Here is a 24,732-nt window from a genome sequence, read left to right on the forward strand (position 1 = left end):
TTTCCACAAATTCTATTTTTCCAATTTTGATAGAAAAATTCTTAGACAGTTCATGATTGTATCTATTTTAGTTCAGTACTTTCAATTTTTGTTTTTAGAAATTTCATTATATAATAAAGTGTATCAAAAAAAGATATATTGATAGCCTAAAGATGTGAATAGATATTGAGGAGAAAAAAATGCAAAAAATAATGTTGATTATCAATCCAACCTCTGGTGGAGAAAAGGCTTTAGAGTATAAGGAAAAGTTAGAAAATAAGGCTAAAAAATACTTCGAGCAAGTCGATACCAGAATTACACAAAAAGCGCAAGACGCCACAAACTTTGCAGTAGAAGCTTCTCGAGAGCATTATGATGCTGTCCTTGTTTTTGGTGGAGATGGGACTGTCAATGAAGTAATCTCTGGTATTGCTGAGAAAGACTTTATTCCGAAACTAGCAATTATACCTGGAGGAACTGGAAATCTCATCACGAAACTATTAGAAATCAATCAAGATATTGATGGTGCCATTGACGAGCTTGATTTTAATTCTACGAGTAAGATTGATATCGGAAAATCAAATGGAAATTATTTTGGTTATATCTTTAGTATTGGTTCACTACCAGAAGCCATCCATAACGTTGGGATAGAGGATAAAACAAAGTTTGGTATGCTAGCCTATGCGATTAATACCATGAAGTCTGTCGTTACAGATCAAGCATTTAACATTCAAGTTGAGACAGAAAATGGAAATTATATTGGAGAAGCAAGTCACGTTTTAGTTCTCCTAACCAATTATTTTGCTGATAAGAAGATTTTTGATGAAGATAAGGACGGATATGCAAACGTTCTGATTCTTAAGGATGCATCAATTCTTACTAAATTGTCAGTTATTCCTGACTTATTAAAAGGGGATGTCGTTGAAAATGATCACATCGAGTACATAAAAGCTCGTCATATAAAAATCTCTTCAGACACTGAGTTAGAAACGGATGTTGATGGTGACAAATCTGATGACCTACCAGTAGAAATCAAAGTGCTAGGTCAGCATATTCAAGTCTATTCTCAACCGAAAGTATAAGATTTTTAAACTTTGACAAGTCTTTTTAAAGATATTATTAACAAAGGAAAACCTATGAAAATTAGAAAATTAGCAACTATTGGCCTTTTCTCAACGCTTCTTTTGACCTTAGTGGCTTGTAGTCAAACTCAAAAGACATCTGATAGTACTGCTGAAACTTCAGTAACTCAAACACAGTCTGATCAAGTTGCCTGGAAAGCAACTTATAGCAATTTGAACAATCAACCGAGTGCAGAAGAAGTTCGGAAAGCCTTGGCTGCACATTTGGATAAAGAAAGTGTGGATGCATTTTTCAACCTTGTAAATGATTATAACAATACTGTCGGTTCAGTTGGCCTAACTGGAGATTTTTCTACATTTACCAAAACAAACTATGATGTTGAAAAGATAAGCAATCTTTGGACTCCGAAAAAAGGTGATTTTGTAGGTACCAACTGTCGTATTAACAGTTATTGTTTATTGAAAAATTCCATCGAAATTCCTAAGTTAGAGAAAGATGATTCCCTCTTGTTTGTCGATAATGATGCTATTGATAAGGGAAAGGTCTTTGGTGCAGAAGACAAGGATGCCTTTGATATTTTATTTTCAAGAGTTAAAACTGAAGCAACCACAGATGTCAAGGTTCATGCTGCTAAGATGGAAAACTTCCTTTCTCAATTCAAGTTTAATGAAAATGCTCGAATGCTATCCGTAGTTGTCCATGATGACTTGGATGGGCAATCCCTTTTTATCGGTCATGTTGGGATACTTGTACCAAGTGAGGATGGCTACCTTTTTGTCGAAAAGTTAACCTTTGAGGAGCCTTATCAAGCCATCAAATTTGCGACCAAGGAAGATTGTTACAAATATCTAGATACAAAATACGAAAACTATACAGGAGAAGGTCTAGCGAATCCCTTTATTATGGATAATGATAAGTGGGTTCAATTCTAAAAGTAGGATTTTGGGGATGATTTGCCTAAAGAGTAGGATAAGAAGTTACCAATCGAATGATAGTTAAATTGACATGATTAGAGGATAGCAAGCATGGATGAACATACATTAAGAGTTGTAAAAATTGATAAGGAAGCTATTTTTGAGTTGATCTACGAAACGTTTATAGCGCAAGAGCAAGAACTGCTGGACCTGTCGCCAGTAGATGTTATCAATGATTGTGCTATGGATTGGGAAAAGGGGGAGTTTATCTTTGCATCACATCTTCAAGAAAATAGTCTGGGAGAATTTAATCCTCTTCCCACTAATATTGATATCCAAGATTTGCTGCAAAAACTACCTGTTACAACAGATTCCGTTCTTGGCAAAGAAGTGATTTATAGAGATTTTTCATTCGACCAATTAAAAAAATAGTATAATAGTAGTAAATAAAATAGTCATAAGGAGACACAATGGATATTAAAGATTTTACAGAAAAAGAACAAGAAATGATTAAAAAGGGACTAACTTTCTCTAAGCTGACCGATAAGGAAACTGCCGATAAAATTATCGCTTTAATTCCTCAAGATATGATTAAACGAATTCCATTTTTTGTTAGAAAACATGCCATTACACGTACTGTTAAGAGAATCTCGCTCGAGTATCCAGAGTTGTATGCTGTAGCTGAACAAGAAGGCCAACTTCCTGAAAAAGAAGCTCAAGAATTGCGACAAATTCTTACAGATATTTTCCAAGAAAAAATGAACAAGCATAAGATTAAGTAAGGTTTTAAATTTAGTAATTTCATGGCGGTTGAACCTAGGAGTTGAGAATGGCTATTGATGGCGTTAAAATCATTGACAGTGATCAAGGGTATGACATTTACAATGAGGTAGTTGGTCGTTATAGAGACGGTGATCATGTGTCCAATATTATCAAGGATATCCTCGATGCAGAGAAAGATTACTGTCAAACTGACTTTTTTACAGAGATTTATTGGACTGCTCTTGCCTATTCACTGTGGAAGATTGGTCACCTGACAGACGATATCAGAGATAAAACGGTAGAGCTTATCCAAAAAGGGGCTGATCCATTTTGGATGGAAATAGATCCAAAGGCTTTGAAGCAAAGGCAAAAAGTCTTGGAAAAACTTGCTATCCAGTTGCAAACTGAAAATCCTAGGCCTCTAAAGTTCCCTAAAGCCAAAACTAAACGCAAACCCTATTTTGAAGAAGGGGATCTCCTTGCTGTTAAGTTTCAAGATGAGTATGGTCTTGTCTTTGTATCTATGGTTGATCAGAGTCCTAGAAAGCTTGAGTACCATCTGGCTTGCACGCGCCTCTTACAGACAAAAAAGCCCACTATCGATGATTTTTTGACCAGTCATATCTCCTGTAAGATGGACAATACAAAGTTTGCTCTCGTTACAGACTGCTGGTTCAATCACAAAGATTTAGGGCAATTATTAGAAAATATTGAAAAAATTGGACAGGTGAAACTTAGACCTTTTAGTCTTTGGATGTTAGCACCTGCCCAAAATTTAGAAGATATTTATGAAGAAATCACTAGAGATAAAGGTTCCTCTGGCCTTAGATTCATTGAAACCTATAAACTTGTCGACGATATTTTTCCAGTTTAATGCCTATGTGATAATGGGAGAAATGGTCAATCATTCCCACATGCTGTGTTGGGCTCTGACACCATAGCTATCCAGGGAACCATCTGAATTGAACTTGGATTCAATCCGGTATCTTTTCCAGAGGTCGTAATCTGCTGTTTGAATGGTTAAAATGAAGTTGGCATCGGTATCAGATTCATGATAATCAACAGGATTGACTTCAAAGATATCGATTAATTTTCGTGTTTGAAAGTCTTGGTGTTTGAGGTTTGCTAGCTTGACATGATTGATGGAAATTTCTTCTAGTTGATTCTTATCCTTAGGTGTTCTGTAATAGGTGACGACGCAGTTTTTGAGTTGATCAGTATCTTTACCTGTGGGAGTAAGGCTCATAAAGCCATAGGACTGATCATCCCGCTTGACTTCGAGAAGCTGACCGTAGTAGAAGTGGTCGTTTTTGGGATTGGTGATTGGACTATCTGCACCTTTATCTTCGAAGGTGAACCCATGCTCCAAAAGCTCGGAAGCCTTGGTCTCCCCTATAATGACAGTGGTATCTTGAATGGTTACTGGAACAGGTTGCGCTGGAAGACCACTCATCATGATGCAAAACATAAAAACATAACTCGTTAAAAAAAATGTCCCGACAAAAGCGTTGGTTGATGCATAGACATGACTGTTATGAAAGTTTTTTCTTATAGCTAGTACAACAAATTTTCCAAGACTTTTTAAAATCATACTAACAAGTACGATGAAAAATTGTTTTTTCAAACATTCATAAACTGCTTGCGGGAAGCTATTGCCATGATAGTAGAAGCCAGCCAATACGAGTAGATTTACGATTAAATAGATCAGCAAGAACCAATGAATCTCTTTAAGGGCATTAGCATCAGTGATTTCTTCATAGTCAACGTGAATTCTTCCTTGAACAGCATGGCCAAATTTATAAATCCATTTGGGAATGTCTTTGCCTTTTTTAACCGCAACTACGAGTCTGATATAGAGATAGGTGGTAAAGGATAAGGATAGAAAGAAAAGAGCATAAAAGCCCAAAACAATACTAGTGAACATGACTATTTCCCCTATTTAACCTACAATAAAACAATTTCTTAGCTCCATTATAGCATTTTCTAGGGAAATAGAGCTAGAAATATCCATATGATACTAACAGATTCAAAGGAGAAAAATCATGGGAATGATTGCCAATTATCAATATTTACCAGACGATAAATTAAAACAAATAAAGCTACTTTCTAATGAGGAAAATGACTTGCTGGACTTGGCGGAGGATTATGCAGAAGAATTTGAAATTTTTCTGGATATCGATAAAATGTGGGATGTCTTGGTCTTTGTCTTGACAGGATTTAGTAGTTCAGAATTTTTGGATGACAATCCCTTGAGAGAAGCTGTTTTAGGGGTGACTCCTCTAGAGGATGTATCTGAATATATCGCCTATACTGAAAAAAAACAAGATAGCCGAGATCGTAGAAGCTCTAGAAAGTTTTGACATGGACAGAGCTATGACTGACTTTAGTATGGAAGCCTGTAAGAAAGCCGACTTGTATCCTGATATTTGGGATTATCTTGAGGAAGAGGAAGAAATCAAGGATGACATTTTAACCTGCTTTGTCAAAATGAAAGACTTTTACAATGAAATCTTAAACCACAAGGGGAATGTCTTAGTGACTATTTGTTAAGATTTTATGTCATCCATTAGGAAGGTGGTCAGATGAATCCATTTCTAGAAAAATACATTACATTAAAAAAGCAATACCTGGACCAAGATGGAAAGCCTTCAAGTGTCGCAGCCCTTTATGATTTGGCTGATGAATTAGCTAAGTCTGATGATTTAGAAGCGAAGAAAGACTTAGTTGACCTCTATGAGCAATTGGGTCTCTACATTAGTGCCTATAGCTTATTTACCGAAATTTTTGATAAACCAAATCGAAAACAGATAAAGAAACTGAGTCGTTTACAAGAAATGAGTCAGAGTCATGGAGATAGATTTGCCCTTCCTCGTTCCCTAACAAAAGAAGGGAAGAAGCAAAGGCAGGACTTGTTAAAAGACTTACCCCATTTTCTCTATCATCCAGATCCATTAGCTACAGGTTCATTTGTTGAAGGAGAAGCCAAGGTTTGCCCATCTTGTGGGAAAGAAAGCAATGTTTATTATACCCTTATACCTTATAGTATCGAAGAGATAGAACATCTCTGCCCAACTTGCATTGCAAACGGTCAAGCAGCCAAAAAATTCGATGCAGAATTTATCCAAGATGACGAGTGGCAGGGTGAATTGGATCCAGAAAAGAATCAGCTCTTTTTTTGTCAGACTCCAGGCTACTCTAGTTGGCAGGGATAATCTTGGCTTTCTTGTTGCCAAGATTATTGTGCTTACTTGGGTACAGTTGGCATTCGAGAATTAAAGGCCATGGGAATCGCTAAGCAAGTCTTGGCAGACTATGAAGCGCGTGAAGAATATCAAGAGGTAGAAGACTACTTGGTCAAAGATGGGTCTCTCTGTGGTTATTTGTTTAGATACCTCCATTGCCCAAAATACCAGATCTGGGTCGATGCAGATTAAATCGGAATGTGATTCGCTATGAAAATTAAAGAGAAGACTATGGAAGAACTAGAATTATTTGAAGCTGCCTCCAAAGATTTATTAGATACTATGCAGGGATTTAAAGACAATCTATCTGCTCAATTTTCCCTATTTGATAGTGATAACTGGCAGTATGATAAGGGATCGATAAAAGTTTGTAGGGCTGATGAGTCAGGATTCAAAAAAAGATGTAGGGTCGGAATCAGCTACAACTTGAAAGTCTCCCTATTAAACGAAGATGCCGAGCAAATCTGGCTACTGTTTAAAGACTGGTTCAATACTAGCAGATTGAGTCTAGTTGAAAGAAATCCTAATAATGAAGATTTGGGAAGATATGTCTTCTCAGCAAGTTCCTCTCTAGGTGATCAGGTAGATTGTTCAATTTATTTGCCCAATGAGTGGAATATCCCTCAGATTAGCCTTTCAGGCTATCTAACAGCTCGTTATAGGGCTTGTGATCTTGATAAATCGCAAGAATAAGATGGAGGTTTTTAGAGATGAGAAAGATTGATTGGGACAAGATAAAGACTCGTTTAGATGCCTTGCTGGTCCTGGATGAGTATCTGACAGATCCGAGTGAGGATTGGATCAAACTCGTGATTAAGACTGAGGAAGACTATGGACTCCGCTACCTTATTGACAATGGCTCTGGTGATTCTTTGGATGTGATTTTGACTGATAAAATGATCCTTATAAAAGGCTTGGATCATGAGAGTAGTTTAAGCCAGTTTGCTGCTGACGAGTGGAATCAAGATATCATCGATAGTTTTTATAAAGGACTGGATGAAAAGTATGTCTCACTTTATTCAGAAGACCAAAAAGATGAAACAACCTTCCTTTTTGATAGCTTTGAGAGATTTCATGAGTTTGTGACTGACTATTATTCAATCACAGTTGATGAGGACTTACTGAGAAAACTATACAAGGATGGCTTTCTTTCAGACCTAGAATTAAACCAATTAATCCAGGAGAATTAAGAGGTTTATCATGAGAGTGAACTATAAAAATACCCCTGAAAAATATCAAGCCATAGCAGAAAAAATCATCCCTGACTTACTTGATTTACTCAAAAGTTTAACCTTGTTAGAAGAGGAAATTTTTGAGCGTAACAGAGCACTGGATAAGGAAAAAGAAGGCCTTGGCATCCCATCAAATCAGCTTCATCCTTTGTGGAATGAACTTATGGATGACTATTTTCAGAGGCAAATGCAACTTTTAACTGGACGAGTGACACCACAATATCTTCAAAGAGGTCCTCGGAATTCTTATGCTTCCCCAAGTGAGTATAACTATGTTCAAACGAATGATTTTTCTGTCGATTTTATCATGACAAAAGCTGAAGAAGCAAGAATTATCACCCATTTTCAAGAAGCATTAGAAATGAAGCATCAGTTTGTTCTTAGATTGGTGGATGGAAATTGGCTACTTGATGAGAAATTTTACGGTTTTGAGGACGAGGAAACTTGGTATCTTGACTCACTTTGAGTAAGATAGCTTTGCTTTCCAACTGATATGAGAAAAAGGAGAAGTCCTATGAATTTTTTAAAAAATCTATTTGCTAGTAAGAAAGAAAAGTCAGAGAAGAAAAAACAACTTATCTTGTCCATGCCCCTCTTCAAAGGCCAGCAAGCCTATTCTTTAGACCAGGTTGTTCAGGAATTGAAATCTCACTGGGGACTTGAAATTTCTGAAGTTTCTGGGGATGATTCGAGTGCAACATTTATGATTGATGGTGCTCTCGTTGCTTTGGCATTGATGGATCTTCCTATCCCAAGTCAAGAATTTGAAGAATTGTATGCCTATTCTTACCTCTGGCAGGATGTTGAGAAGGAAACACAGGAGCACACACAACACGCCATTGTTTCTATTTTGTCTGACAATCTTTCGCCAGTAGAAACTTATTCCCTATTAACTAAAGTCAATGCCTCTATCCTAAAAACTAGTCAATCAGCTATTGGTATTTATCAGGGTTCTACCACCTTGCTCTTGCCCAAAGATCTTTATCTAGACCTAGCTGACCTTTTGAAAGAAGAAATGCTTCCTCTTCAACTCTGGATTTATATGGGAATTATCAACCAGGGAGATAAAACTAGTATTTACACTTATGGTTTGAAAGAGTTTGGAAAAACTGAGATTGAAATCATTGATTCTGTCATGGATAGCGATGACTTATATTATTTCCTCTTGTCTATTCTTCAGTATGTTTTAGGCAGTGATGTCACCTTAAAGGATGGTGAAACCATTGGCTTTTCAGAAGATCAAAAAATCAAAATCACTGAGTCAAAAGCTGTCTATTTGGAAGGAAATTCCTTGAAGTTAGAGGTTTAGACCATGATTTATAATTGAGTGTCCTTCCTAAATTGGGGATTTTATGAAGCGTGATATAAAAAAGTATTATCTCTACCGATTTCTGGTCTATAGATTTGAAAAACTCTCTTGTAAGAATCCAAGTCTCAAGGAAATAAAACCAGAGAAGAGAGAAAAAATCGTTCTAGAGGCTACTCGAACTAGTCAAAAGATTATTCTAGTCCTTGGAATTCTTTATGTTTTGCTAAATTCTGCTTTATTCATTTACCTAAGGCTCAGTGATTTCCAAAATCCTTTGTTTATGATGTATACTGACTACATCGACTATTTGGGTCAGCTGATAAACGGAGAATGGGGCGGTAGTTTGCGTCAAAAGAAAGCTAGTTTTTTGATGATTGCTCTACTGGCTTTGCCCATTGTGGTCATAGAAGGTGGCCCCTTCTTCTTGCTGGTCTTATTGATTGTGAATTGGGTGCTAAAGAGAAAGATAAGATTTGAGAGAGAACATAAAGGAGTAGAGAGCCATGGCTAGAACGGCGATAATAGGTACTTTAATAGTTTTTGCAATCTTTAATCTGCTACTTGGTCTGGGGTTTTATCTCTTTCTAAAAAAGAGGAAAGAGAACGGGCAGTCATTGTACGAAACCCCTGTAAATCAACAAACTCGAACAGAAAAACTGGGTTTAGGCGAGATTTTAGTCTACCTGACGTTGATTGCTATTGCAGGGATCTTTGCTTTTCAGGCCTTAAATAGAGGTGGTGTTGGGAATTCTATTTTAGCCAAAATGATTCTTCTCCCAGCCATAATGGCTCTTTTCAATGCAAGAAAAAGGACTGGAAAGTCATTACTTGCCCTCCTTATAACCTTTATGGTCTTTCTGGTAGGAGTCATGTTTAATCTCACGATTGGTTTGCCACCTCAAGCACCGATTTTGCAAATTAATGAAAGTAAAATCACGTTAGCAGAAACAAAAGCAAGTGATCTGATGGAAGCTGGATTTGATATCTATGTAAGACAAGGTGATGGTGGTAGCGACTCCGAAGACCTCCTGGCAGATGGCAATTTCCAAAAGTATGCAGGTGATAAAACAGTCACTATCGAAAAAGGCTTCAGACTTGATAGCAATGCTGTTCCCTACGCTCCCTATCTCTTTGCAAAAGATGGCATAGTTCTTGGGAGTATTTCCTTTTACGGGGCAGAAGATAAGGACGTGGTTCTAGAAGATTCTAAGGTTATTCAGGTTCGATTTAACAAGGATAGCATTGAAGCAGCTAAAGAACATTCTATAATTTTGAAATTGGATGAACTCGACTTGACTAGTCGACTGGATGTTCCACTTGTTCAAGAAACTTTTAAAAAGCATCTATGGTCAATCCCCCCATCAAATACAAGTGATGTCACTCAATTGTGGTATGGATTACAGTGGTCAAGTAACAGTGACTCTCTATTTTGGAATGAGTATTATAGTCTTATCCGTCTAGATGAAAATTATTTGATGACTGATTTTGAACTAGCTGCCAAAGTAGCGCGTGATGAGTAAATACGATTTTGAATAGTTAGCTTTGCTTATGCCTATCTAAAGGAATTAATTTAGGCTCTTTGTCAACTGTAGTGGGTTGAATAAAAACTAACATCTGGAGAGGACAATTGATGTCCTCTTCATTTTTATATTCAGAGCGATGAAAATTCGTTTCTTAAAGTTGTCAAAGTTCCGAAATCCAAAGGCATTTCGTTTGATAAGTTTAACGAGATTATTGGTCGCTTCCAATTTGGCGTTGGAATAGGGTAGTTGAAGGGCGTTGACAATTTTCTCTTTGTCCTTGAGAAATGTCTTAAAGACAGTCTGAAAAAGAGGATGAACCTGTTTAAGATTGTCCTCAATGAGTCCGAAAAATTTGTCTGGCTCCTTGTTCTGAAAGTGAAAAAGCAAGAGCTGATAGAGATTATAGTGGTGTCTCAAGTCTTCTGAATAGCTCAAAAGCTTGTCTAGAATCTCCTTATTTGTTAAGTGCATGCGAAAAGTAGGGCGATAAAAACGTTTATCACTTAGTTTACGACTATCCTGTTGAATGAGCTTCCAGTAGCGCTTGATAGCTTTGTATTCATGGGATTTTCTATCAAATTGATTCATGATTTGAACACGGACACGACTCATAGCACGGCTAAGATGTTGCACAATGTGAAAACGATCTAGAACGATTTTAGCATAAGGAAAAAGCTGTTTAGCCAAGTTATAGTAAGGACTAAACATATCCATAGTAATGATTTTCACCTGACAGCGAACCGCTCTATCGTAGCGAAGAAAGTGATTGCGGATGATAGCTTGTGTTCTGCCTTCAAGAACAGTGATGATGTTGAGATTATCAAAATCTTGTGCAATGAAACTCATTTTTCCCTTAGTGAAGGCATACTCGTCCCAGGACATAATCTCAGGAAGACGAGAAAAATCATGCTTAAAGTGGAAATCATTGAGCTTTCGAATGACAGTTGAAGTTGAAATGGATAGCTGATGGGCAATATCAGTCATAGAAGTCTTTTCAATTAACTTTTGCGCAATTTTTTGGTTGATAATACGAGGAATTTGATGATTCTTCTTGACGATAGAAGTCTCAGCGACCATCATTTTCGAGCAATGATAGCACTTGAATCGACGCTTTCTAAGGAGGATTCTAGTAGGCATACCAGTTGTTTCAAGATAAGGAATTTTCGACGGTTTTTGAAAGTCATATTTTTTCATTTGACTTCCACAATCAGGACAAGATAGAGCATCGTAGTCCAGTTTGGCGATGATTTCCTTGTGTGTATCCATATTGATGATATCTACAATCTTGATGTTTGGGTCTTTAATATCAAGGAGTTTTGTGATAAAATGTAATTGTTCCATATGAATCTTTCTAATGAGTTGTTTTGTCGCTTTTCATTATAGGTCATATGGGACTTTTTTTCTACAACAAAATAGGCTCCATAATATCTATAGGGGATTTACCCACTACAAATATTATAGAGCCTTAATTTATTTAGTTCCTTTTTTTGTTTTTTGATTTTAATTTAAAACGATTTCCATTTTGAAACTAAAGCAATTTCACGAACAAAATATTAAATTATTTAAAAAAAGTTTCTAAAAATACTTTACAAGTATCTGAAAACATGATATAGTAATAAAGCTTAGAAAATGAGATGATGTTTTCTAGCAAATATAAACCCGAGTAAAAAATGCCTACGGACAGGCAGGGTTGAATGCCGAAGCGTGGTTGAAAAACCACATTATTGATAGGGTTAAAAGCCTACTTTTATAAGTTGATGTTAGGACACTTGTCCTAATTCATAAATTTTTAGTGTGGTGAAAGCACACGTCATCTTGTGAAACGATCAATAAAGTACGTAATATTTGCTACTAGAGAGTTAGGAAACATCAGGAACAGACATACTCAACAGAAACAAACATAAAAACGTCAGAAGATTGCAGAGCAGGTGAAATCCTGCTCTTTTTTCATGAGTCAACCTTTAGTTCCTTAGTTTTCATAAGGTTCTAAAAATATGGAGAGGAGTATGTCTTGAAGGAGTTAGATCAAAACCAAGCCCCAATTTATGAGGCCATGGTGAAGTTACGCAAGAAAAGGATTGTTCCCTTTGATGTTCCAGGTCACAAGCGTGGACGGGGAAATCCAGAACTTGTCGAACTGTTAGGTGAAAAATGTGTTGGCATTGATGTCAATTCGATGAAACCCTTGGATAATTTAGGCCATCCCATTTCGATTATTCGGGATGCAGAGGAGCTGGCGGCTGATGCTTTTGGAGCAGCCCATGCCTTTCTAATGATTGGGGGAACAACTTCATCGGTGCAGACTATGATTCTTTCTACCTGCAAGGCTGGAGATAAGATTATTCTGCCACGAAATGTCCATAAATCTGCTATTAATGCGTTGGTTCTATGTGGTGCCATTCCCATCTATATCGAGATGAGTGTGGATCCTAAGATTGGTATCGCTTTAGGTCTTGAAAATGACCGAGTAGCCCAGGCCATAAAGGACCATCCAGATGCTAAGGCTATTTTGATTAACAATCCTACTTACTATGGAATTTGTTCAGACCTCAAGGGTTTAACGGAAATGGCTCATGAAGCTGGCATGATGGTTTTAGTGGATGAAGCCCACGGGGCGCATTTGCATTTTACAGATAAACTTCCAATTTCTGCTATGGACGCAGGGGCTGATATGGCAGCAGTCTCCATGCATAAGTCTGGTGGGAGTTTGACACAAAGTTCGCTTCTTTTAATCGGGGAGCAGATGAATCCTGAGTACGTTCGTCAGATTATCAACCTGACCCAGTCAACATCCGCCTCTTACTTGTTGATGGCTAGTTTGGATATTTCACGTCGCAACTTGGCCCTTCGTGGTAAAGAGTCGTTTGAGAAAGTCATTGAGCTATCAGAGTATGCTCGTCGTGAAATCAATGCTATCGGTGGCTACTATGCCTATTCAAAAGAGTTAATAGACGGAGTGTCCGTTTGCGATTTTGACGTGACCAAGTTGTCAGTTTACACTCAGGGTATTGGCTTAACAGGTATCGAGGTTTATGACCTCCTGCGAGATGAATACGACATTCAGATTGAGTTTGGTGATATTGGTAATATCTTGGCCTATATTTCCATCGGCGACCGCATCCAAGACATTGAACGATTAGTTGGTGCTTTAGCAGATATCAAGAGACTATACTCACGAGATGGGAAGGACTTGATAGCTGGAGAATATATCCAGCCCGAGTTAGTGCTGTCTCCACAAGAAGCCTTCTATTCAGAGAGAAAAAGTTTGTCTTTAGACGAATCTGTTGGACAAGTCTGTGGGGAATTTGTCATGTGCTATCCTCCAGGAATCCCTATCTTGGCTCCTGGAGAACGTATTACACGAGAAATTGTAGACTATATCCAATTTGCCAAGGAACGTGGTTGCTCCCTCCAAGGGACGGAAGATCCTGAGGTCAATCACATCAACGTCATTAAGAGAAAGGAGAACTAGATGGATTTATGGTTTTCTGAAGTTCATACTCCAGATGTGAAATTGTCCCTGAGAACAGCCAAGCAACTCTACGCTGGTAAAAGTGAATGGCAGGATATCGAAGTCTTGGATACGCCAGCTTTTGGAAAAATTTTGATTTTGAATGGGCATGTCTTGTTCTCAGATGCGGATGATTTTGTCTACAATGAAATGACCGTTCATGTTCCCATGGCTGTGCATCCCAATCCCAAGAAAGTTTTGGTAATAGGGGGTGGTGACGGTGGTGTTGCCCAAGTATTAACACTCTATCCTGAATTGGAACAAATCGATATCGTGGAACCAGATGAGATGCTAGTTGAGGTTTGTCGTGAGTATTTCCCAGATTTTGCTGCAGGGCTAGATGATCCTCGTGTTACCATTTACTACCAAAATGGGCTACGCTTTTTGCGAAACTGTGAAGATGATTACGATATTATCATCAACGATGCCACTGATCCATTTGGACATACGGAAGGGCTCTTTACCAAGGAATTTTACGGCAACAGTTACAGAGCCTTGAAAGAAGACGGCATCATGATTTACCAGCATGGGAGTCCCTTCTTTGACGAGGATGAGTCGGCTTGCCGTAGTATGCATCGCAAGGTCAATCAAGCCTTTCCAATCAGTCGGGTCTATCAGGCCCATATTCCAACTAGCCCAGCTGGCTATTGGTTGTTTGGATTTGCATCGAAAAAATACCACCCTGTCAAAGATTTTGACAAGGAAGGCTGGAAAAAACGCCAGCTTTTCACAGAATACTACACTGCAAACTTGCACGTGGGAGCCTTTATGTTGCCCAAGTATGTTGAGGACATTTTAGAAGAAGAGGAAGGAAAAAAATGAGTCGTTTACTAGTTATTGGATGCGGGGGCGTTGCCCAAGTTGCTATTTCAAAGATTTGTCAAGATAGCGAAACCTTTACAGAGATTATGATTGCTAGCCGTACCAAGTCAAAATGTGATGACTTGAAGGCTAAACTGGAAGGCAAAACAAGTACAAAGATTGAGACAGCTGCACTTGATGCTGACAAGGTAGAAGAAGTGATTGCCCTGATTGAAAGCTACAAGCCAGAAGCCGTTTTGAACGTAGCACTACCATATCAAGATTTAACCATTATGGACGCATGTTTGGCGACTGGAGTTCACTATATCGATACAGCTAACTACGAAGCCGAGGATACGGAAGATCCAGAATGGCGAGCTATTTATGAAAAACGTTGCAAGGAACTTGGTTTTACAGCCTACTTTGACTACTCATGGCAGTGGGCTTATCAGGAGAAATTCAAAGAAGCTGGCTTGACAGCTCTGCTTGGTTCTGGTTTTGACCCAGGTGTGACTAGTGTCTTTTCAGCTTACGCCCTTAAACATTATTTTGATGAAATCCATTATATCGACATTTTAGACTGTAATGGTGGTGACCACGGTTATCCATTTGCAACAAACTTTAACCCAGAAATCAATCTCCGCGAGGTTTCTGCGCCAGGTTCTTACTGGGAAGATGGAAAATGGGTCGAAGTTGAAGCCATGTCTATCAAGCGCGAGTACGATTTCCCTCAGGTTGGACAAAAAGACATGTATCTCCTTCATCACGAAGAAATTGAATCATTAGCGAAAAACATTCCAGGTGTCAAACGCATTCGTTTCTTTATGACCTTTGGTCAATCTTACTTGACGCACATGAAATGTTTGGAAAATGTCGGTCTCCTCCGTACAGATACTATTAACTTCAATGGACAAGAAATCGTTCCAATCCAATTCTTGAAAGCCTTGCTTCCAGATCCAGCCAGCCTTGGTCCACGCACTGTTGGTAAAACCAATATCGGATGTATCTTTACAGGTGTCAAAGATGGCGTTGAAAAGACCATCTACATCTACAATGTCTGCGACCATCAGGAATGTTACGCAGAAGTTGGTTCGCAAGCCATTTCGTACACGACTGGAGTTCCAGCCATGATAGGGACAAAATTGGTTATGAACGGTACTTGGAAACAACCAGGAGTTTACAACCTTGAAGAATTAGATCCAGATCCATTTATGGAAGCTTTGAATGAGTATGGTTTGCCTTGGGTTGTGGTTGAAAATCCACAAATGGTGGACTAATGAAATTAGAAAATGTACCAACACCAGCTTATGTTATTGACTTGGCAAAGTTAGAAGCCAACTGTCGCATTCTACAATATGTACAAGAAGAAGCTGGCTGCAAGATTTTGCTTGCCCAGAAGGCATATTCTCTTTACAAAACCTATCCCTTGATTAGCCAGTATCTCTCTGGGACTACTGCCAGTGGTCTTTATGAAGCCAAATTGGCAAGGGAAGAATTTCCTGGTGAAGTCCATGTCTTTGCACCTGCTTTCAAAGATTCAGACTTGGAAGAATTACTTGAAATTACTGACCACATTAGACTTCCTGCGAAACTAGAATCCTAGTTCACGATTGATAATGCCAGTAATCAAATTCATTCGTAATCCAAACCGTTTGCGTCGATTTCGATAGGTTGTTGAAAATATTTTAAACGTTTTTACTTTGGCAAAAATATTCTCAACCTTGATTCTCTCTTTAGATAGCGCATGGTTATAGGATTTATCTTCAAGAGTTAGTGGCTTAAGTTTGCTTGATTTCCTCGGAGTTTGCGCTTGTGAATACATCTTCATGAGTCCTTGATAACCACTGTCAGCCAAGATTTTACCAGCTTGTCCGATATTTCTGCGACTCATTTTGAACAATTTCATATCGTGGCAATAGTTCACTGCAATATCCAAAGAAACAATTCTCCCTTGGCTTGTGACAATCGCTTGAGCCTTCATAGCATGGCATTTCTTTTTACCAGAATAATTGGCTAGTTGATTTTTTTAGGACGATTTATTTTTACCTCTGTTGCATCCACAATCACCGTATCCTCAGCACTAAGATGAGTTTTTGAAATCGTAAAGCCACTTTGAATAAGAGTTGATTCAACCCATTGACTCCGACGAATTAAGTTGCTTTCGTGAATGCCAAAATCAGCCGCAATTTGTTCATAAGTACGGTATTCGCGCATGTATTGAAGAGTAGCCATGAGGAGATCTTCTAAGCTTAACTTAGGGGTCCGTCCACCTTTTGCGTGTTTACGTTGATAAGCTGTTTTTAATACGGCTAACATCTCTTCAAAAGTAGTGCGCTGAACACCAACAAGGCGTTTAAAGCGTGCATCAGTTAATGGTTTACTTACTTCATAATTCATAGTTTTATTGTATCATATTTTGTTTCGCAGGAAGTCTATTGTCTTTAACTCTGAGAGACAGTTGCGTAAGCATGGTTCGCGTTGTCGTGAGGCTGGTATCAGTATAGGTCTCCGTATCAATCCCCAATGTTCAACTCAGGGTGATCACGCGCTCTATGACCCCTGTGCACCAGGTTCTCGTTTTGGCGTGACACTAGATAAAATTCCTAGTGATTTGTTGGATTTGGTGGATGGTCTTCATTTTCACACCCTTTGTGAGCAAGGTTCGGATGATTTAGAGACAACTTTGAAAGCAGTAGAAGCGCAATTTGGAACGTATTTGCATCAGGTCAAATGGCTCAATATGGGGGGCGGACACCACATCACAAGAGAAGGTTACGATGTGGATTTGCTGATTTCAGAAATCAAGCGTATCCGAGAAACTTACAATCTTGAAATCTATATCGAGCCGGGTGAAGCCATTGCACTCAATGCGGGTTATCTAGCAACTGAGGTATTAGATATTGTAGAAAACGGTATGGAAAGCTTGGTTTTAGATGCCTCTGCGACCTGCCATATGCCTGATGTACTTGAGATGCCCTATCGTCCACCTTTGAGAAATGGCTTTGAGGCACAGGAAAAAGCCCATACTTATAGACTTTCTTCCAATACATGTCTGACAGGCGATGTGATTGGTGATTATAGTTTTGAAAATCCTGTTGAGATTGGAGATAGACTTTACTTTGAGGACATGGCTATTTACTCATTTGTTAAAAATAATACCTTTAATGGTATTGGATTGCCAAGTCTCTATCTCATGGACGATCAGGGTGACTGTAGCTTAGTCAAAGCCTTCGGCTATCAAGATTTTAAAGGGAGATTATCATGATGGACAGTCCCAAAAAATTAGGCTATCGTATGCCAGCAGAGTACGAACCACATCATGGTACCCTCATGATATGGCCGACTCGACCAGGTTCATGGCCTTTTCAAGGAAAAGCTACTAAAGCAGCATTTAGCCAGATTATTAATACCATAGCAGAAGGGGAAAGAGTCTATCTTTTGGTAGAGCAAGATTATCTATCTGAAGCCCAATCTTATCTTGGAGACAAGGTTGTTTATCTATATATTCCTACCAATGATGCCTGGGCGCGTGATACGGGTCCGACTATTCTTGTCAATGATGAAGGCCAGAAATTAGCCGTGGATTGGTCTTTCAATGCTTGGGGTGGTGCTGTAGATGGTCTCTACCAAGACTATGAATATGATGACCAAGTAGCCAGTCATTTTGCCGAGGCCTTGGAAATGCCTGTTTATGATGCTAAACCTTTTGTCCTAGAAGGCGGAGCGATACATAGCGATGGCCAAGGAACCATTCTTGTGACTGAAAGTTGCTTGCTTAGTCCCGGTCGCAATCCTCATCTAAGTAAAGAGGAAATTGAGAATACCTTATTAGAGAGCCTTGGAGCTGAAAAAGTTATCTGGCTTCCTTATGGTATTTATCAGGACGAAACCAATGAACACGTTGACAATGTTGCAGCCTTTGTTGGTCCTGCAGAACTTGTCTTGGCTTGGACGGACGACGAAAGCGATCCTCAATATGCCATGTCAGAAGCTGATTTAGCGCTTTTAGAAAAGGAAACAGATGCAAAAGGTCGTCACTTCACCATTCATAAATTGCCTATCCCTGCAGTTCGACAAGTTGTGACAGAAGAAGATCTTCCTGGTTATTCCTACGAAGAAGGTGAAGAAGAGCGATACGCAGGTGAACGACTAGCAGCTTCCTACGTGAACTTTTATATCGCCAACCAGGCAGTCCTTGTTCCCCAGTTTCAAGATAAAAACGATCAAGTAGCCTTAGATATCCTCAGTAAGTGTTTTCCAGACCGTAAAGTTGTCGGAATTCCAGCCAGAGATATTCTCTTAGGTGGTGGCAATATCCACTGTATCACCCAACAAATCCCAGAATAGGAGAAAAAGATGAGAAATGTAAGAGTTGCAGCCATTCAGATGCAATGCGCTAAGGATGTGGCAACAAATATTCAAACAGCAGAGCGTTTAGTACGTCAGGCTGCAGAACAAGGTGCACAAATTATTCTTTTACCCGAATTATTTGAACGTCCATACTTTTGTCAGGAACGTCAGTATGACTACTACCAGCATGCCCAATTTGTAGCAGAAAATACTGCCATTCAGCATTTTAAGGTGATTGCTAAGGAACTACAGGTCGTTTTACCAATCAGTTTCTATGAAAAAGATGGTAATGTCTTATACAATTCCATTGCTATCATTGATGCAGATGGAGAAGTGCTTGGCGTTTATCGGAAAACCCACATACCAGATGACCATTATTATCAGGAGAAATTCTTTTTCACACCTGGAAATACTGGTTTCAAGGTCTGGGACACTCGCTACGCCAAGATTGGTATCGGGATCTGTTGGGATCAATGGTTCCCTGAAACTGCCCGTTGTCTTGCACTAAATGGAGCAGAATTACTCTTTTATCCGACAGCTATTGGTTCGGAGCCGATTTTGGATACTGATAGTTGTGGTCATTGGCAACGTACCATGCAAGGGCATGCAGCAGCAAATATTGTGCCAGTTATCGCAGCAAATCGTTATGGTTTAGAAGAAGTCACTCCTTGCGAGGAAAATGGAGGACAAAGTTCCAGTCTAAACTTCTACGGTTCATCCTTTATGACCGATGAAACAGGAGCTATTTTAAGTCAAGCCGAACGACAAGATGAAGCAATCCTCATAGCTACTTATGACCTCGACAAGGGAGCAAATGAGCGACTTAACTGGGGTCTCTTTAGAGACAGAAGACCAGACATGTATAAAGATATTGTGAAATGACAAAAAGCGGCTCTATAATATTTGTAGTGGGTAAATCCCCTATGGATATTATGGAGCCTATTTTTGTGTAGAAAAAAAGTCCCATATGACCTATAATGAAAAGCGACTAAACAACTCATTAGAAAGATTCATATGGAACAATTACATTTTATCACAAAACTACTCGATATCAAAGACCCAAACATCAAAATTCTAGATATTATCAATATGGATACTCACAAAGAAATCATCGCTAAACTGGATTATGAGGCTCCATCTTGTCCTGATTGCGGAAGTCAAATGAAGAAATATGACTTCCAAAAACCGTCGAAAATTCCTTACCTCGAAACGACTGGTATGCCTACTAGAATCCTCCTTAGAAAACGCCGTTTCAAATGCTATCAGTGCTCGAAAATGATGGTCGCCGTGACCTCTCTCGTCAAGAAAAATCACCAAATTCCTCGTATTATCAATCAAAAAATTGCGCAAAAATTGATTGAAAAGACTTCTATGACTGATATTGCCCATCAGCTTTCCATTTCAACTTCAACTGTCGTTCGCAAGCTCAATGACTTCCGTTTTAAACATGACTTTAGCCGACTTCCTGAGATTATGTCTTGGGACGAGTATGCCTTTACCAAGGGAAAGATGAGTTTTATCGCACAAGATTTTGACAATCTCAACATTATCACCGTGCTTGAAGGTAGAACCCAGACTATCATCCGAAATCACTTTCTGCGCTACGATAGAGCCGTTCGCTGTCAGGTGAAAATAATTACTATGGATATGTTTAGTCCTTACTATAACTTGGCTAAACAGCTTTTTCCATGTGCTAAAATCGTTCTAGATCGCTTTCACATTATCCAACATCTTAGCCGTGCTATGAGTCGTGTCCGTGTTCAAATCATGAATCAATTTGAGCGAAAATCTCATGAATACAAGGCTATCAAGCGCTATTGGAAACTCATCCAACAAGATAGCCGTAAACTGAGTGATAAACGTTTTTATCGCCCTACTTTTCGCATGCACTTAACGAATAAAGAGATTCTAGACAAGCTTTTGAGCTATTCAGAAGACTTGAAACACCACTATAATCTCTATCAACTCTTGCTTTTTCACTTCCAGAATAAAGAAGCTGACAAATTTTTCGGACTTATTGAGGACAATCTGAAGCAGGTTCATCCTCTTTTTCAGACTGTCTTTAAGACATTTCTCAAGGACAAAGAGAAAATTGTCAACGCCCTTCAATTGCCCTATTCCAACGCTAAATTGGAAGCGACTAATAATCTCATTAAACTCATCAAACGAAATGCTTTTGGTTTTAGGAACTTTGACAACTTTAAGAAACGAATTTTTATCGCTCTGAATATAAAAATGGAGAGGACAACGATTGTCCTCTCCAGATGTTAGCTTTTATTCAACCCACTACAGTTGACAAAGAGCCCAAAAAGCCTCCAAGAGGCTTTTTTCTGTAGATACTATAATAATTTTTTGATAATGTCCTAGGATTCTGATAAAATGGGGTATAAGAAGTTTTAAAATTTTGTATGTCAGATTTTTAAAATTGAAACATTTTGAGAGGTAAAATATGATTACAGGCGAATTAAAGAATAAGATTGATCAATTGTGGGAAATGTTATGGACAGAGGGAAATGCGAATCCTTTGACTAACATCGAGCAATTGACTTATCTTTTATTTATGAAGGATTTGGACAGAGTTGAACTTGAACGAGAAAATGATGCTGAATTTCTAGGTATTCCCTTTGAGGGAATTTTCCCAAAAGATAAACCCGAATATCGTTGGTCAACCTTTAAGAACTTAGGAGATGCGCAAGAAGTTTATCGCCTGATGTCACAAGAGATTTTTCCATTTATTAAGAATCTGAAAGGGGATACTGACGATACAGCTTTTTCACGTTATATGCGTGAAGCGATTTTTCAAATCAATAAACCTGCTACACTCCAAAAAGTAATTTCTATATTGGATGAATTTCCAACTAAAGGATCGGATATGGAGTTTTATAGTGACAAACAAAGTATAAATGATATTGGAGACATTTACGAGTATCTATTGTCAAAATTATCTCAGGCAGGGGCAAATGGTCAATTTCGTACTCCTCGTCATATCATTGATATGATGGTTGAGCTCATGCAACCGACAATTAAGGATATTATTTCAGATCCTGCCATGGGGTCTGCAGGATTTTTAGTTTCTGCAAGTCGCTACCTAGACCGAAGAAAAGAAGAGTGGCAAACAAATATTGACAGTGTAAAGCATTTCCACAATACTATGTTTCATGGGAATGATACAGATACGACAATGTTGAGACTTGGGGCTATGAACATGATGCTCCATGGGGTTGAGAATCCACAAATTAGCTATCTAGACTCGCTTTCTCAAGATAACGAAGAAGCTGATAAATATACTCTAGTTTTAGCCAATCCACCTTTCAAAGGATCTCTTGATTATGATTCAACCTCTGGCGATTTGTTGGCTACGATTAAGACTAAGAAGACAGAGTTGCTTTTCCTTGCCCTTTTCTTACGCACTTTGAAGCCAGGTGGACGTGCAGCTGTTATTGTACCGGACGGTGTCCTCTTTGGTTCCTCTAAAGCTCATAAAGGGATTCGTCAGGAAATCGTTGAGTATCATAAACTAGATGCAGTTATTTCGATGCCAAGTGGTGTTTTCAAGCCTTATGCAGGAGTTTCAACGGCTATACTTATCTTCACTAAGACTGGAAATGGTGGGACGGATAAGGTTTGGTTTTACGATATGAAAGCAGACGGTCTGAGTTTAGATGATAAACGCCAACCTATCAACGAAAATGATATTCCAGATATTATTCAACGATTCCATCAATTAGAGAAAGAAGTAGAACGCAAGAGAACAGATCAGTCCTTCTTTGTTCCAGTTGATGAGATTAAGGAAAATGATTTTGATCTGTCCATCAATAAATACAAAGAAATCGAGTATGAAAAAGTTGAGTATGAACCAACAGAAGTCATTTTAAAGAAAATCAATGATCTAGAAAAAGAAATTCAAGCTGGCTTAGCAGAGTTAGAAGAATTACTAAAGTAGGGAGATGCATGTATGAAAAAAGTGAAGTTGGGGGAAGTTTGTGAGATTTTAAATGGATTTGCCTTCAAGAGTTTGCTATATGTTAACGAAGGCATTCGTATTATAAGAATAACTAATGTTCAAAAAGGATACATCGAAGATAGTGACCCAAAATACTATCCAATTGAATATAGAAATTCAATCGAGAAGTATATTTTAAAAGAAAATGATTTGCTTATGTCTTTAACAGGAAATGTTGGACGAGTAGGATTAATAAGTAAAACTATGCTTCCTGCTGCATTAAATCAACGGGTTGCCTGTTTAAGAACTATTGATAGTTTAATTTCCAAAGAATATGTATTTCAATTTCTTAATTCAGATCTGTTTGAACAGTCAGCAATAAGAAGTTCTAATGGTGTTGCTCAAAAAAATTTAAGTACAGATTGGTTAAAAAAAGTAGAAATTACTTATCCTTCAGTTGAGCAACAAAAGTTGATTACTAGTACGTTAAATTTGATTGAACGATTAATTTGCTGTCGTAAAGAACAAAATAAAAAATTGAACGAGCTCGCCAAATCCCGATATTTCGAGGAGGTGGTTGCATGAAGAAAGTGAAACTAGGTGAAATTTGTGAGATACAAGCAGGAGGTACTCCTTCAAGAAATAAGCAAGAATTTTGGGTTCAAGGTAATATACCTTGGGTAAAAATAAAAGATATAAACTCAAAATACATCTCTAAAGTTGAAGAACATATTACAGATTTAGGGTTGCGGTTTTCCTCTGCAAAATTATTTTCAAGAGGTACGATATTGTATACTATTTTTGCTACTATTGGTGAAGTAGCTATATTAGATATTGATGCTGCAACAAATCAGGCTATAGCAGGTTTACATTTAAAGTCTGAAAAAGTATTAAAAGAATATCTTTATTTTTTCCTTCTTTCTATTAAAAATAGAGTAAGAAACGATAGTAGAGGAGTGGCTCAGAATAACATTAATTTAACGTACTTAAAAAATATAGAGGTCCCTATTGTTGAAAATAGTATTCAGCAAGAAATTTGTAATAATTTAACTAAAATAAATCAAATAATTACTCTACGTAATCAGCAACTCATAGAACTCTCAAACCTTGTAAAATCCCGATTTAACGAGATGTTTGAAGATTATCCTGACTCAGTATTCTTAGATACATATATAAAAGAACTGAGAGCAGGTAAAAGTTTAGCTGGTGAGGAAAATAATAAGAATAGACTTCCTGCGAAACAAAATATGATACAATAAAACTATGAATTATGAAGTAAGTAAACCATTAACTGATGCACGCTTTAAACGCCTTGTTGGTGTTCAGCGCACTACTTTTGAAGAGATGTTAGCCGTATTAAAAACAGCTTATCAACGTAAACACGCAAAAGGTGGACGGACCCCTAAGTTAAGCTTAGAAGATCTCCTCATGGCTACTCTTCAATACATGCGCGAATACCGTACTTATGAACAAATTGCGGCTGATTTTGGCATTCACGAAAGCAACTTAATTCGTCGGAGTCAATGGGTTGAATCAACTCTTATTCAAAGTGGCTTTACGATTTCAAAAACTCATCTTAGTGCTGAGGATACGGTGATTGTGGATGCAACAGAGGTAAAAATAAATCGTCCTAAAAAAATCAACTAGCCAATTATTCTGGTAAAAAGAAATGCCATGCTATGAAGGCTCAAGCGATTGTCACAAGCCAAGGGAGAATTGTTTCTTTGGATATTGCAGTGAACTATTGCCACGATATGAAATTGTTCAAAATGAGTCGCAGAAATATCGGACAAGCTGGTAAAATCTTGGCTGACAGTGGTTATCAAGGACTCATGAAGATGTATTCACAAGCGCAAACTCCGAGGAAATCAAGCAAACTTAAGCCACTAACTCTTGAAGATAAATCCTATAACCATGCGCTATCTAAAGAGAGAATCAAGGTTGAGAATATTTTTGCCAAAGTAAAAACGTTTAAAATATTTTCAACAACCTATCGAAATCGACGCAAACGGTTTGGATTACGAATGAATTTGATTACTGGCATTATCAATCGTGAACTAGGATTCTAGTTTCGCAGGAAGTC

The 24,732-nt window shown here is 38.2% G+C and carries 24 protein-coding genes and 4 pseudogenes; 25 read left to right on the top strand and 3 right to left on the bottom strand.

From position 1 onward, the window contains the following. Nucleotides 1-179 precede the first annotated feature (179 nt). The 5 genes from RRU92_RS07065 (at nt 180) to RRU92_RS07085 (ending at nt 3,612) form a co-directional block, all read left to right on the top strand. Nucleotides 180-1,061 (top strand): diacylglycerol kinase family lipid kinase, encoded by an 882-nt coding sequence (locus RRU92_RS07065; RefSeq protein ID WP_315639117.1) that lies wholly within the window; start codon nt 180-182, stop codon nt 1,059-1,061. Between the two features lie 54 nt (nt 1,062-1,115). Further along, the gene (locus RRU92_RS07070) at nt 1,116-1,994 is read left to right on the top strand and encodes a DUF4300 family protein (protein ID WP_315639118.1); all 879 of its coding nucleotides are present in this window, start codon (nt 1,116-1,118) and stop codon (nt 1,992-1,994) included. 93 nt (nt 1,995-2,087) lie between these two features. Then, complete coding sequence (locus RRU92_RS07075; RefSeq protein WP_315639120.1) at nt 2,088-2,408, top strand: hypothetical protein; 321 nt, start codon at nt 2,088-2,090, stop codon at nt 2,406-2,408. A 38-nt stretch (nt 2,409-2,446) separates the two neighbouring features. Then, nucleotides 2,447-2,758: a hypothetical protein gene (locus RRU92_RS07080; protein WP_075231390.1), complete on the top strand. Its 312-nt coding sequence runs from the start codon at nt 2,447-2,449 to the stop codon at nt 2,756-2,758. 47 nt (nt 2,759-2,805) lie between these two features. Continuing rightward, nucleotides 2,806-3,612 (top strand): hypothetical protein, encoded by an 807-nt coding sequence (locus RRU92_RS07085; protein ID WP_315639122.1) that lies wholly within the window; start codon nt 2,806-2,808, stop codon nt 3,610-3,612. A 30-nt stretch (nt 3,613-3,642) separates the two neighbouring features. Here the strand turns inward: RRU92_RS07085 and RRU92_RS07090 are convergent, their stop codons facing one another. Beyond that, a complete protein-coding gene (locus RRU92_RS07090; RefSeq protein ID WP_315639124.1) occupies nt 3,643-4,662 on the bottom strand; it encodes a hypothetical protein in 1,020 nt (339 codons plus the stop codon). 118 nt (nt 4,663-4,780) lie between these two features. Here RRU92_RS07090 and RRU92_RS07095 point away from each other — a divergent pair. The 8 genes and pseudogenes from RRU92_RS07095 to RRU92_RS07130 all read left to right on the top strand — a co-directional run bounded on the left by RRU92_RS07095 (nt 4,781) and on the right by RRU92_RS07130 (nt 10,041). After that, a pseudogene (locus RRU92_RS07095) lies at nt 4,781-5,288 on the top strand (YfbM family protein). Between the two features lie 32 nt (nt 5,289-5,320). Further along, nucleotides 5,321-6,172 (top strand): annotated as a pseudogene (locus tag RRU92_RS07100) (CbrC family protein). An 18-nt stretch (nt 6,173-6,190) separates the two neighbouring features. After that, on the top strand, nt 6,191-6,673 hold the full coding sequence (locus RRU92_RS07105; RefSeq protein WP_315639126.1) for a hypothetical protein: 483 nt from the start codon (nt 6,191-6,193) through the stop codon (nt 6,671-6,673). Between the two features lie 17 nt (nt 6,674-6,690). Continuing rightward, complete coding sequence (locus RRU92_RS07110; protein ID WP_315639128.1) at nt 6,691-7,170, top strand: hypothetical protein; 480 nt, start codon at nt 6,691-6,693, stop codon at nt 7,168-7,170. A 10-nt stretch (nt 7,171-7,180) separates the two neighbouring features. Beyond that, nucleotides 7,181-7,678, top strand: a complete 498-nt coding sequence (locus RRU92_RS07115; protein ID WP_315639130.1) for a hypothetical protein — start codon at nt 7,181-7,183, stop codon at nt 7,676-7,678. Nucleotides 7,679-7,726: 48 nt separating this feature from the next. Then, entirely contained in the window at nt 7,727-8,521 is a 795-nt protein-coding gene (locus RRU92_RS07120; protein WP_315639131.1) for a DUF4261 domain-containing protein, read from the top strand. A gap of 43 nt (nt 8,522-8,564) precedes the next feature. Then, nucleotides 8,565-9,032, top strand: a complete 468-nt coding sequence (locus RRU92_RS07125) for a hypothetical protein (protein ID WP_315639132.1) — start codon at nt 8,565-8,567, stop codon at nt 9,030-9,032. Further along, the gene (locus RRU92_RS07130; protein WP_315639133.1) at nt 9,025-10,041 is read left to right on the top strand and encodes a hypothetical protein; all 1,017 of its coding nucleotides are present in this window, start codon (nt 9,025-9,027) and stop codon (nt 10,039-10,041) included. The genes RRU92_RS07125 and RRU92_RS07130 overlap by 8 nt, the downstream gene beginning before the upstream one ends. Nucleotides 10,042-10,128: 87 nt before the next feature. On the opposite strand, the gene RRU92_RS07135 is transcribed toward RRU92_RS07130, so the two are convergent. Beyond that, entirely contained in the window at nt 10,129-11,385 is a 1,257-nt protein-coding gene (locus tag RRU92_RS07135) for an ISL3 family transposase (protein ID WP_315639098.1), read from the bottom strand. Between the two features lie 670 nt (nt 11,386-12,055). Between RRU92_RS07135 and RRU92_RS07140 the strand changes: the two genes are divergently transcribed. The 4 genes and pseudogenes from RRU92_RS07140 to RRU92_RS07155 form a co-directional block, all read left to right on the top strand. Beyond that, nucleotides 12,056-13,516: an aminotransferase class I/II-fold pyridoxal phosphate-dependent enzyme gene (locus RRU92_RS07140; RefSeq protein WP_315639134.1), complete on the top strand. Its 1,461-nt coding sequence runs from the start codon at nt 12,056-12,058 to the stop codon at nt 13,514-13,516. After that, nucleotides 13,517-14,377: a polyamine aminopropyltransferase gene (gene speE, locus RRU92_RS07145; protein WP_000366713.1), complete on the top strand. Its 861-nt coding sequence runs from the start codon at nt 13,517-13,519 to the stop codon at nt 14,375-14,377. It begins immediately after the preceding gene. After that, on the top strand, nt 14,374-15,633 hold the full coding sequence (locus RRU92_RS07150; protein WP_000088775.1) for a saccharopine dehydrogenase family protein: 1,260 nt from the start codon (nt 14,374-14,376) through the stop codon (nt 15,631-15,633). The genes speE and RRU92_RS07150 overlap by 4 nt, the downstream gene beginning before the upstream one ends. Then, nucleotides 15,633-15,932, top strand: a pseudogene (locus RRU92_RS07155) (carboxynorspermidine decarboxylase); the annotation flags it as partial. The gene RRU92_RS07150 and the pseudogene RRU92_RS07155, both read left to right, overlap by 1 nt. Nucleotides 15,933-15,947: 15 nt before the next feature. On the opposite strand, the gene RRU92_RS07160 reads toward RRU92_RS07155, so the two are convergent. Next, nucleotides 15,948-16,753, bottom strand: a protein-coding gene (locus RRU92_RS07160; RefSeq protein WP_315639137.1) for an IS5 family transposase whose coding sequence is annotated in 2 segments (ribosomal slippage) — nt 15,948-16,376 and nt 16,379-16,753 — 804 coding nt in all. Because the reading frame shifts where the segments join, the coding sequence is not laid out codon by codon here. A 37-nt stretch (nt 16,754-16,790) separates the two neighbouring features. On the opposite strand from RRU92_RS07160, the pseudogene RRU92_RS07165 reads away from it, so the two are divergent. From RRU92_RS07165 to RRU92_RS07200, 8 genes and pseudogenes are all read left to right on the top strand, one after another. Continuing rightward, nucleotides 16,791-17,621: pseudogene (locus RRU92_RS07165) on the top strand (carboxynorspermidine decarboxylase); the annotation flags it as partial. Then, entirely contained in the window at nt 17,618-18,703 is a 1,086-nt protein-coding gene (gene aguA / locus RRU92_RS07170) for an agmatine deiminase (RefSeq protein WP_315639138.1), read from the top strand. The pseudogene RRU92_RS07165 and the gene aguA, both read left to right, overlap by 4 nt. A 9-nt stretch (nt 18,704-18,712) precedes the next feature. After that, nucleotides 18,713-19,588 carry an N-carbamoylputrescine amidase gene (aguB, locus tag RRU92_RS07175; RefSeq protein ID WP_315639139.1) on the top strand — a complete coding sequence of 292 codons (876 nt, stop codon included), beginning with the start codon at nt 18,713-18,715 and terminating at the stop codon, nt 19,586-19,588. A gap of 132 nt (nt 19,589-19,720) precedes the next feature. After that, complete coding sequence (locus tag RRU92_RS07180) at nt 19,721-20,977, top strand: ISL3 family transposase (RefSeq protein WP_315639140.1); 1,257 nt, start codon at nt 19,721-19,723, stop codon at nt 20,975-20,977. A 178-nt stretch (nt 20,978-21,155) separates the two neighbouring features. Beyond that, nucleotides 21,156-22,649, top strand: a complete 1,494-nt coding sequence (locus tag RRU92_RS07185) for a class I SAM-dependent DNA methyltransferase (RefSeq protein ID WP_315639141.1) — start codon at nt 21,156-21,158, stop codon at nt 22,647-22,649. Between the two features lie 12 nt (nt 22,650-22,661). Further along, complete coding sequence (locus RRU92_RS07190) at nt 22,662-23,234, top strand: restriction endonuclease subunit S (RefSeq protein WP_315639142.1); 573 nt, start codon at nt 22,662-22,664, stop codon at nt 23,232-23,234. Further along, nucleotides 23,231-23,908, top strand: coding sequence for a restriction endonuclease subunit S (locus RRU92_RS07195; protein ID WP_315639143.1), 678 nt, complete (start codon nt 23,231-23,233; stop codon nt 23,906-23,908). Before RRU92_RS07190 ends, RRU92_RS07195 begins: the two co-directional genes overlap by 4 nt. Nucleotides 23,909-23,912: 4 nt before the next feature. Then, nucleotides 23,913-24,718, top strand: a protein-coding gene (locus RRU92_RS07200; protein WP_315639137.1) for an IS5 family transposase whose coding sequence is annotated in 2 segments (ribosomal slippage) — nt 23,913-24,287 and nt 24,290-24,718 — 804 coding nt in all. Because the reading frame shifts where the segments join, the coding sequence is not laid out codon by codon here. Nucleotides 24,719-24,732 lie beyond the last annotated feature (14 nt).

The organism is Streptococcus sp. DTU_2020_1001019_1_SI_AUS_MUR_006, assembly GCF_032340315.1.
Classification (GTDB): domain Bacteria; phylum Bacillota; class Bacilli; order Lactobacillales; family Streptococcaceae; genus Streptococcus.

Bases quoted from the DNA above. Each gene is read 5' to 3' on its own strand.
- RRU92_RS07065 (WP_315639117.1), top strand. From the start codon at position 180: ATGCAAAAAATAATGTTGATTATCAATCCAACCTCTGGTGGAGAAAAG.
- RRU92_RS07070 (WP_315639118.1), top strand. From the start codon at position 1,116: ATGAAAATTAGAAAATTAGCAACTATTGGCCTTTTCTCAACGCTTCTT.
- RRU92_RS07075 (WP_315639120.1), top strand. From the start codon at position 2,088: ATGGATGAACATACATTAAGAGTTGTAAAAATTGATAAGGAAGCTATT.
- RRU92_RS07080 (WP_075231390.1), top strand. From the start codon at position 2,447: ATGGATATTAAAGATTTTACAGAAAAAGAACAAGAAATGATTAAAAAG.
- RRU92_RS07085 (WP_315639122.1), top strand. From the start codon at position 2,806: ATGGCTATTGATGGCGTTAAAATCATTGACAGTGATCAAGGGTATGAC.
- RRU92_RS07090 (WP_315639124.1), bottom strand. From the start codon at position 4,662: ATGTTCACTAGTATTGTTTTGGGCTTTTATGCTCTTTTCTTTCTATCC.
- RRU92_RS07105 (WP_315639126.1), top strand. From the start codon at position 6,191: ATGAAAATTAAAGAGAAGACTATGGAAGAACTAGAATTATTTGAAGCT.
- RRU92_RS07110 (WP_315639128.1), top strand. From the start codon at position 6,691: ATGAGAAAGATTGATTGGGACAAGATAAAGACTCGTTTAGATGCCTTG.
- RRU92_RS07115 (WP_315639130.1), top strand. From the start codon at position 7,181: ATGAGAGTGAACTATAAAAATACCCCTGAAAAATATCAAGCCATAGCA.
- RRU92_RS07120 (WP_315639131.1), top strand. From the start codon at position 7,727: ATGAATTTTTTAAAAAATCTATTTGCTAGTAAGAAAGAAAAGTCAGAG.
- RRU92_RS07125 (WP_315639132.1), top strand. From the start codon at position 8,565: ATGAAGCGTGATATAAAAAAGTATTATCTCTACCGATTTCTGGTCTAT.
- RRU92_RS07130 (WP_315639133.1), top strand. From the start codon at position 9,025: ATGGCTAGAACGGCGATAATAGGTACTTTAATAGTTTTTGCAATCTTT.
- RRU92_RS07135 (WP_315639098.1), bottom strand. From the start codon at position 11,385: ATGGAACAATTACATTTTATCACAAAACTCCTTGATATTAAAGACCCA.
- speE (WP_000366713.1), top strand. From the start codon at position 13,517: ATGGATTTATGGTTTTCTGAAGTTCATACTCCAGATGTGAAATTGTCC.
- RRU92_RS07150 (WP_000088775.1), top strand. From the start codon at position 14,374: ATGAGTCGTTTACTAGTTATTGGATGCGGGGGCGTTGCCCAAGTTGCT.
- aguA (WP_315639138.1), top strand. From the start codon at position 17,618: ATGATGGACAGTCCCAAAAAATTAGGCTATCGTATGCCAGCAGAGTAC.
- aguB (WP_315639139.1), top strand. From the start codon at position 18,713: ATGAGAAATGTAAGAGTTGCAGCCATTCAGATGCAATGCGCTAAGGAT.
- RRU92_RS07180 (WP_315639140.1), top strand. From the start codon at position 19,721: ATGGAACAATTACATTTTATCACAAAACTACTCGATATCAAAGACCCA.
- RRU92_RS07185 (WP_315639141.1), top strand. From the start codon at position 21,156: ATGATTACAGGCGAATTAAAGAATAAGATTGATCAATTGTGGGAAATG.
- RRU92_RS07190 (WP_315639142.1), top strand. From the start codon at position 22,662: ATGAAAAAAGTGAAGTTGGGGGAAGTTTGTGAGATTTTAAATGGATTT.
- RRU92_RS07195 (WP_315639143.1), top strand. From the start codon at position 23,231: ATGAAGAAAGTGAAACTAGGTGAAATTTGTGAGATACAAGCAGGAGGT.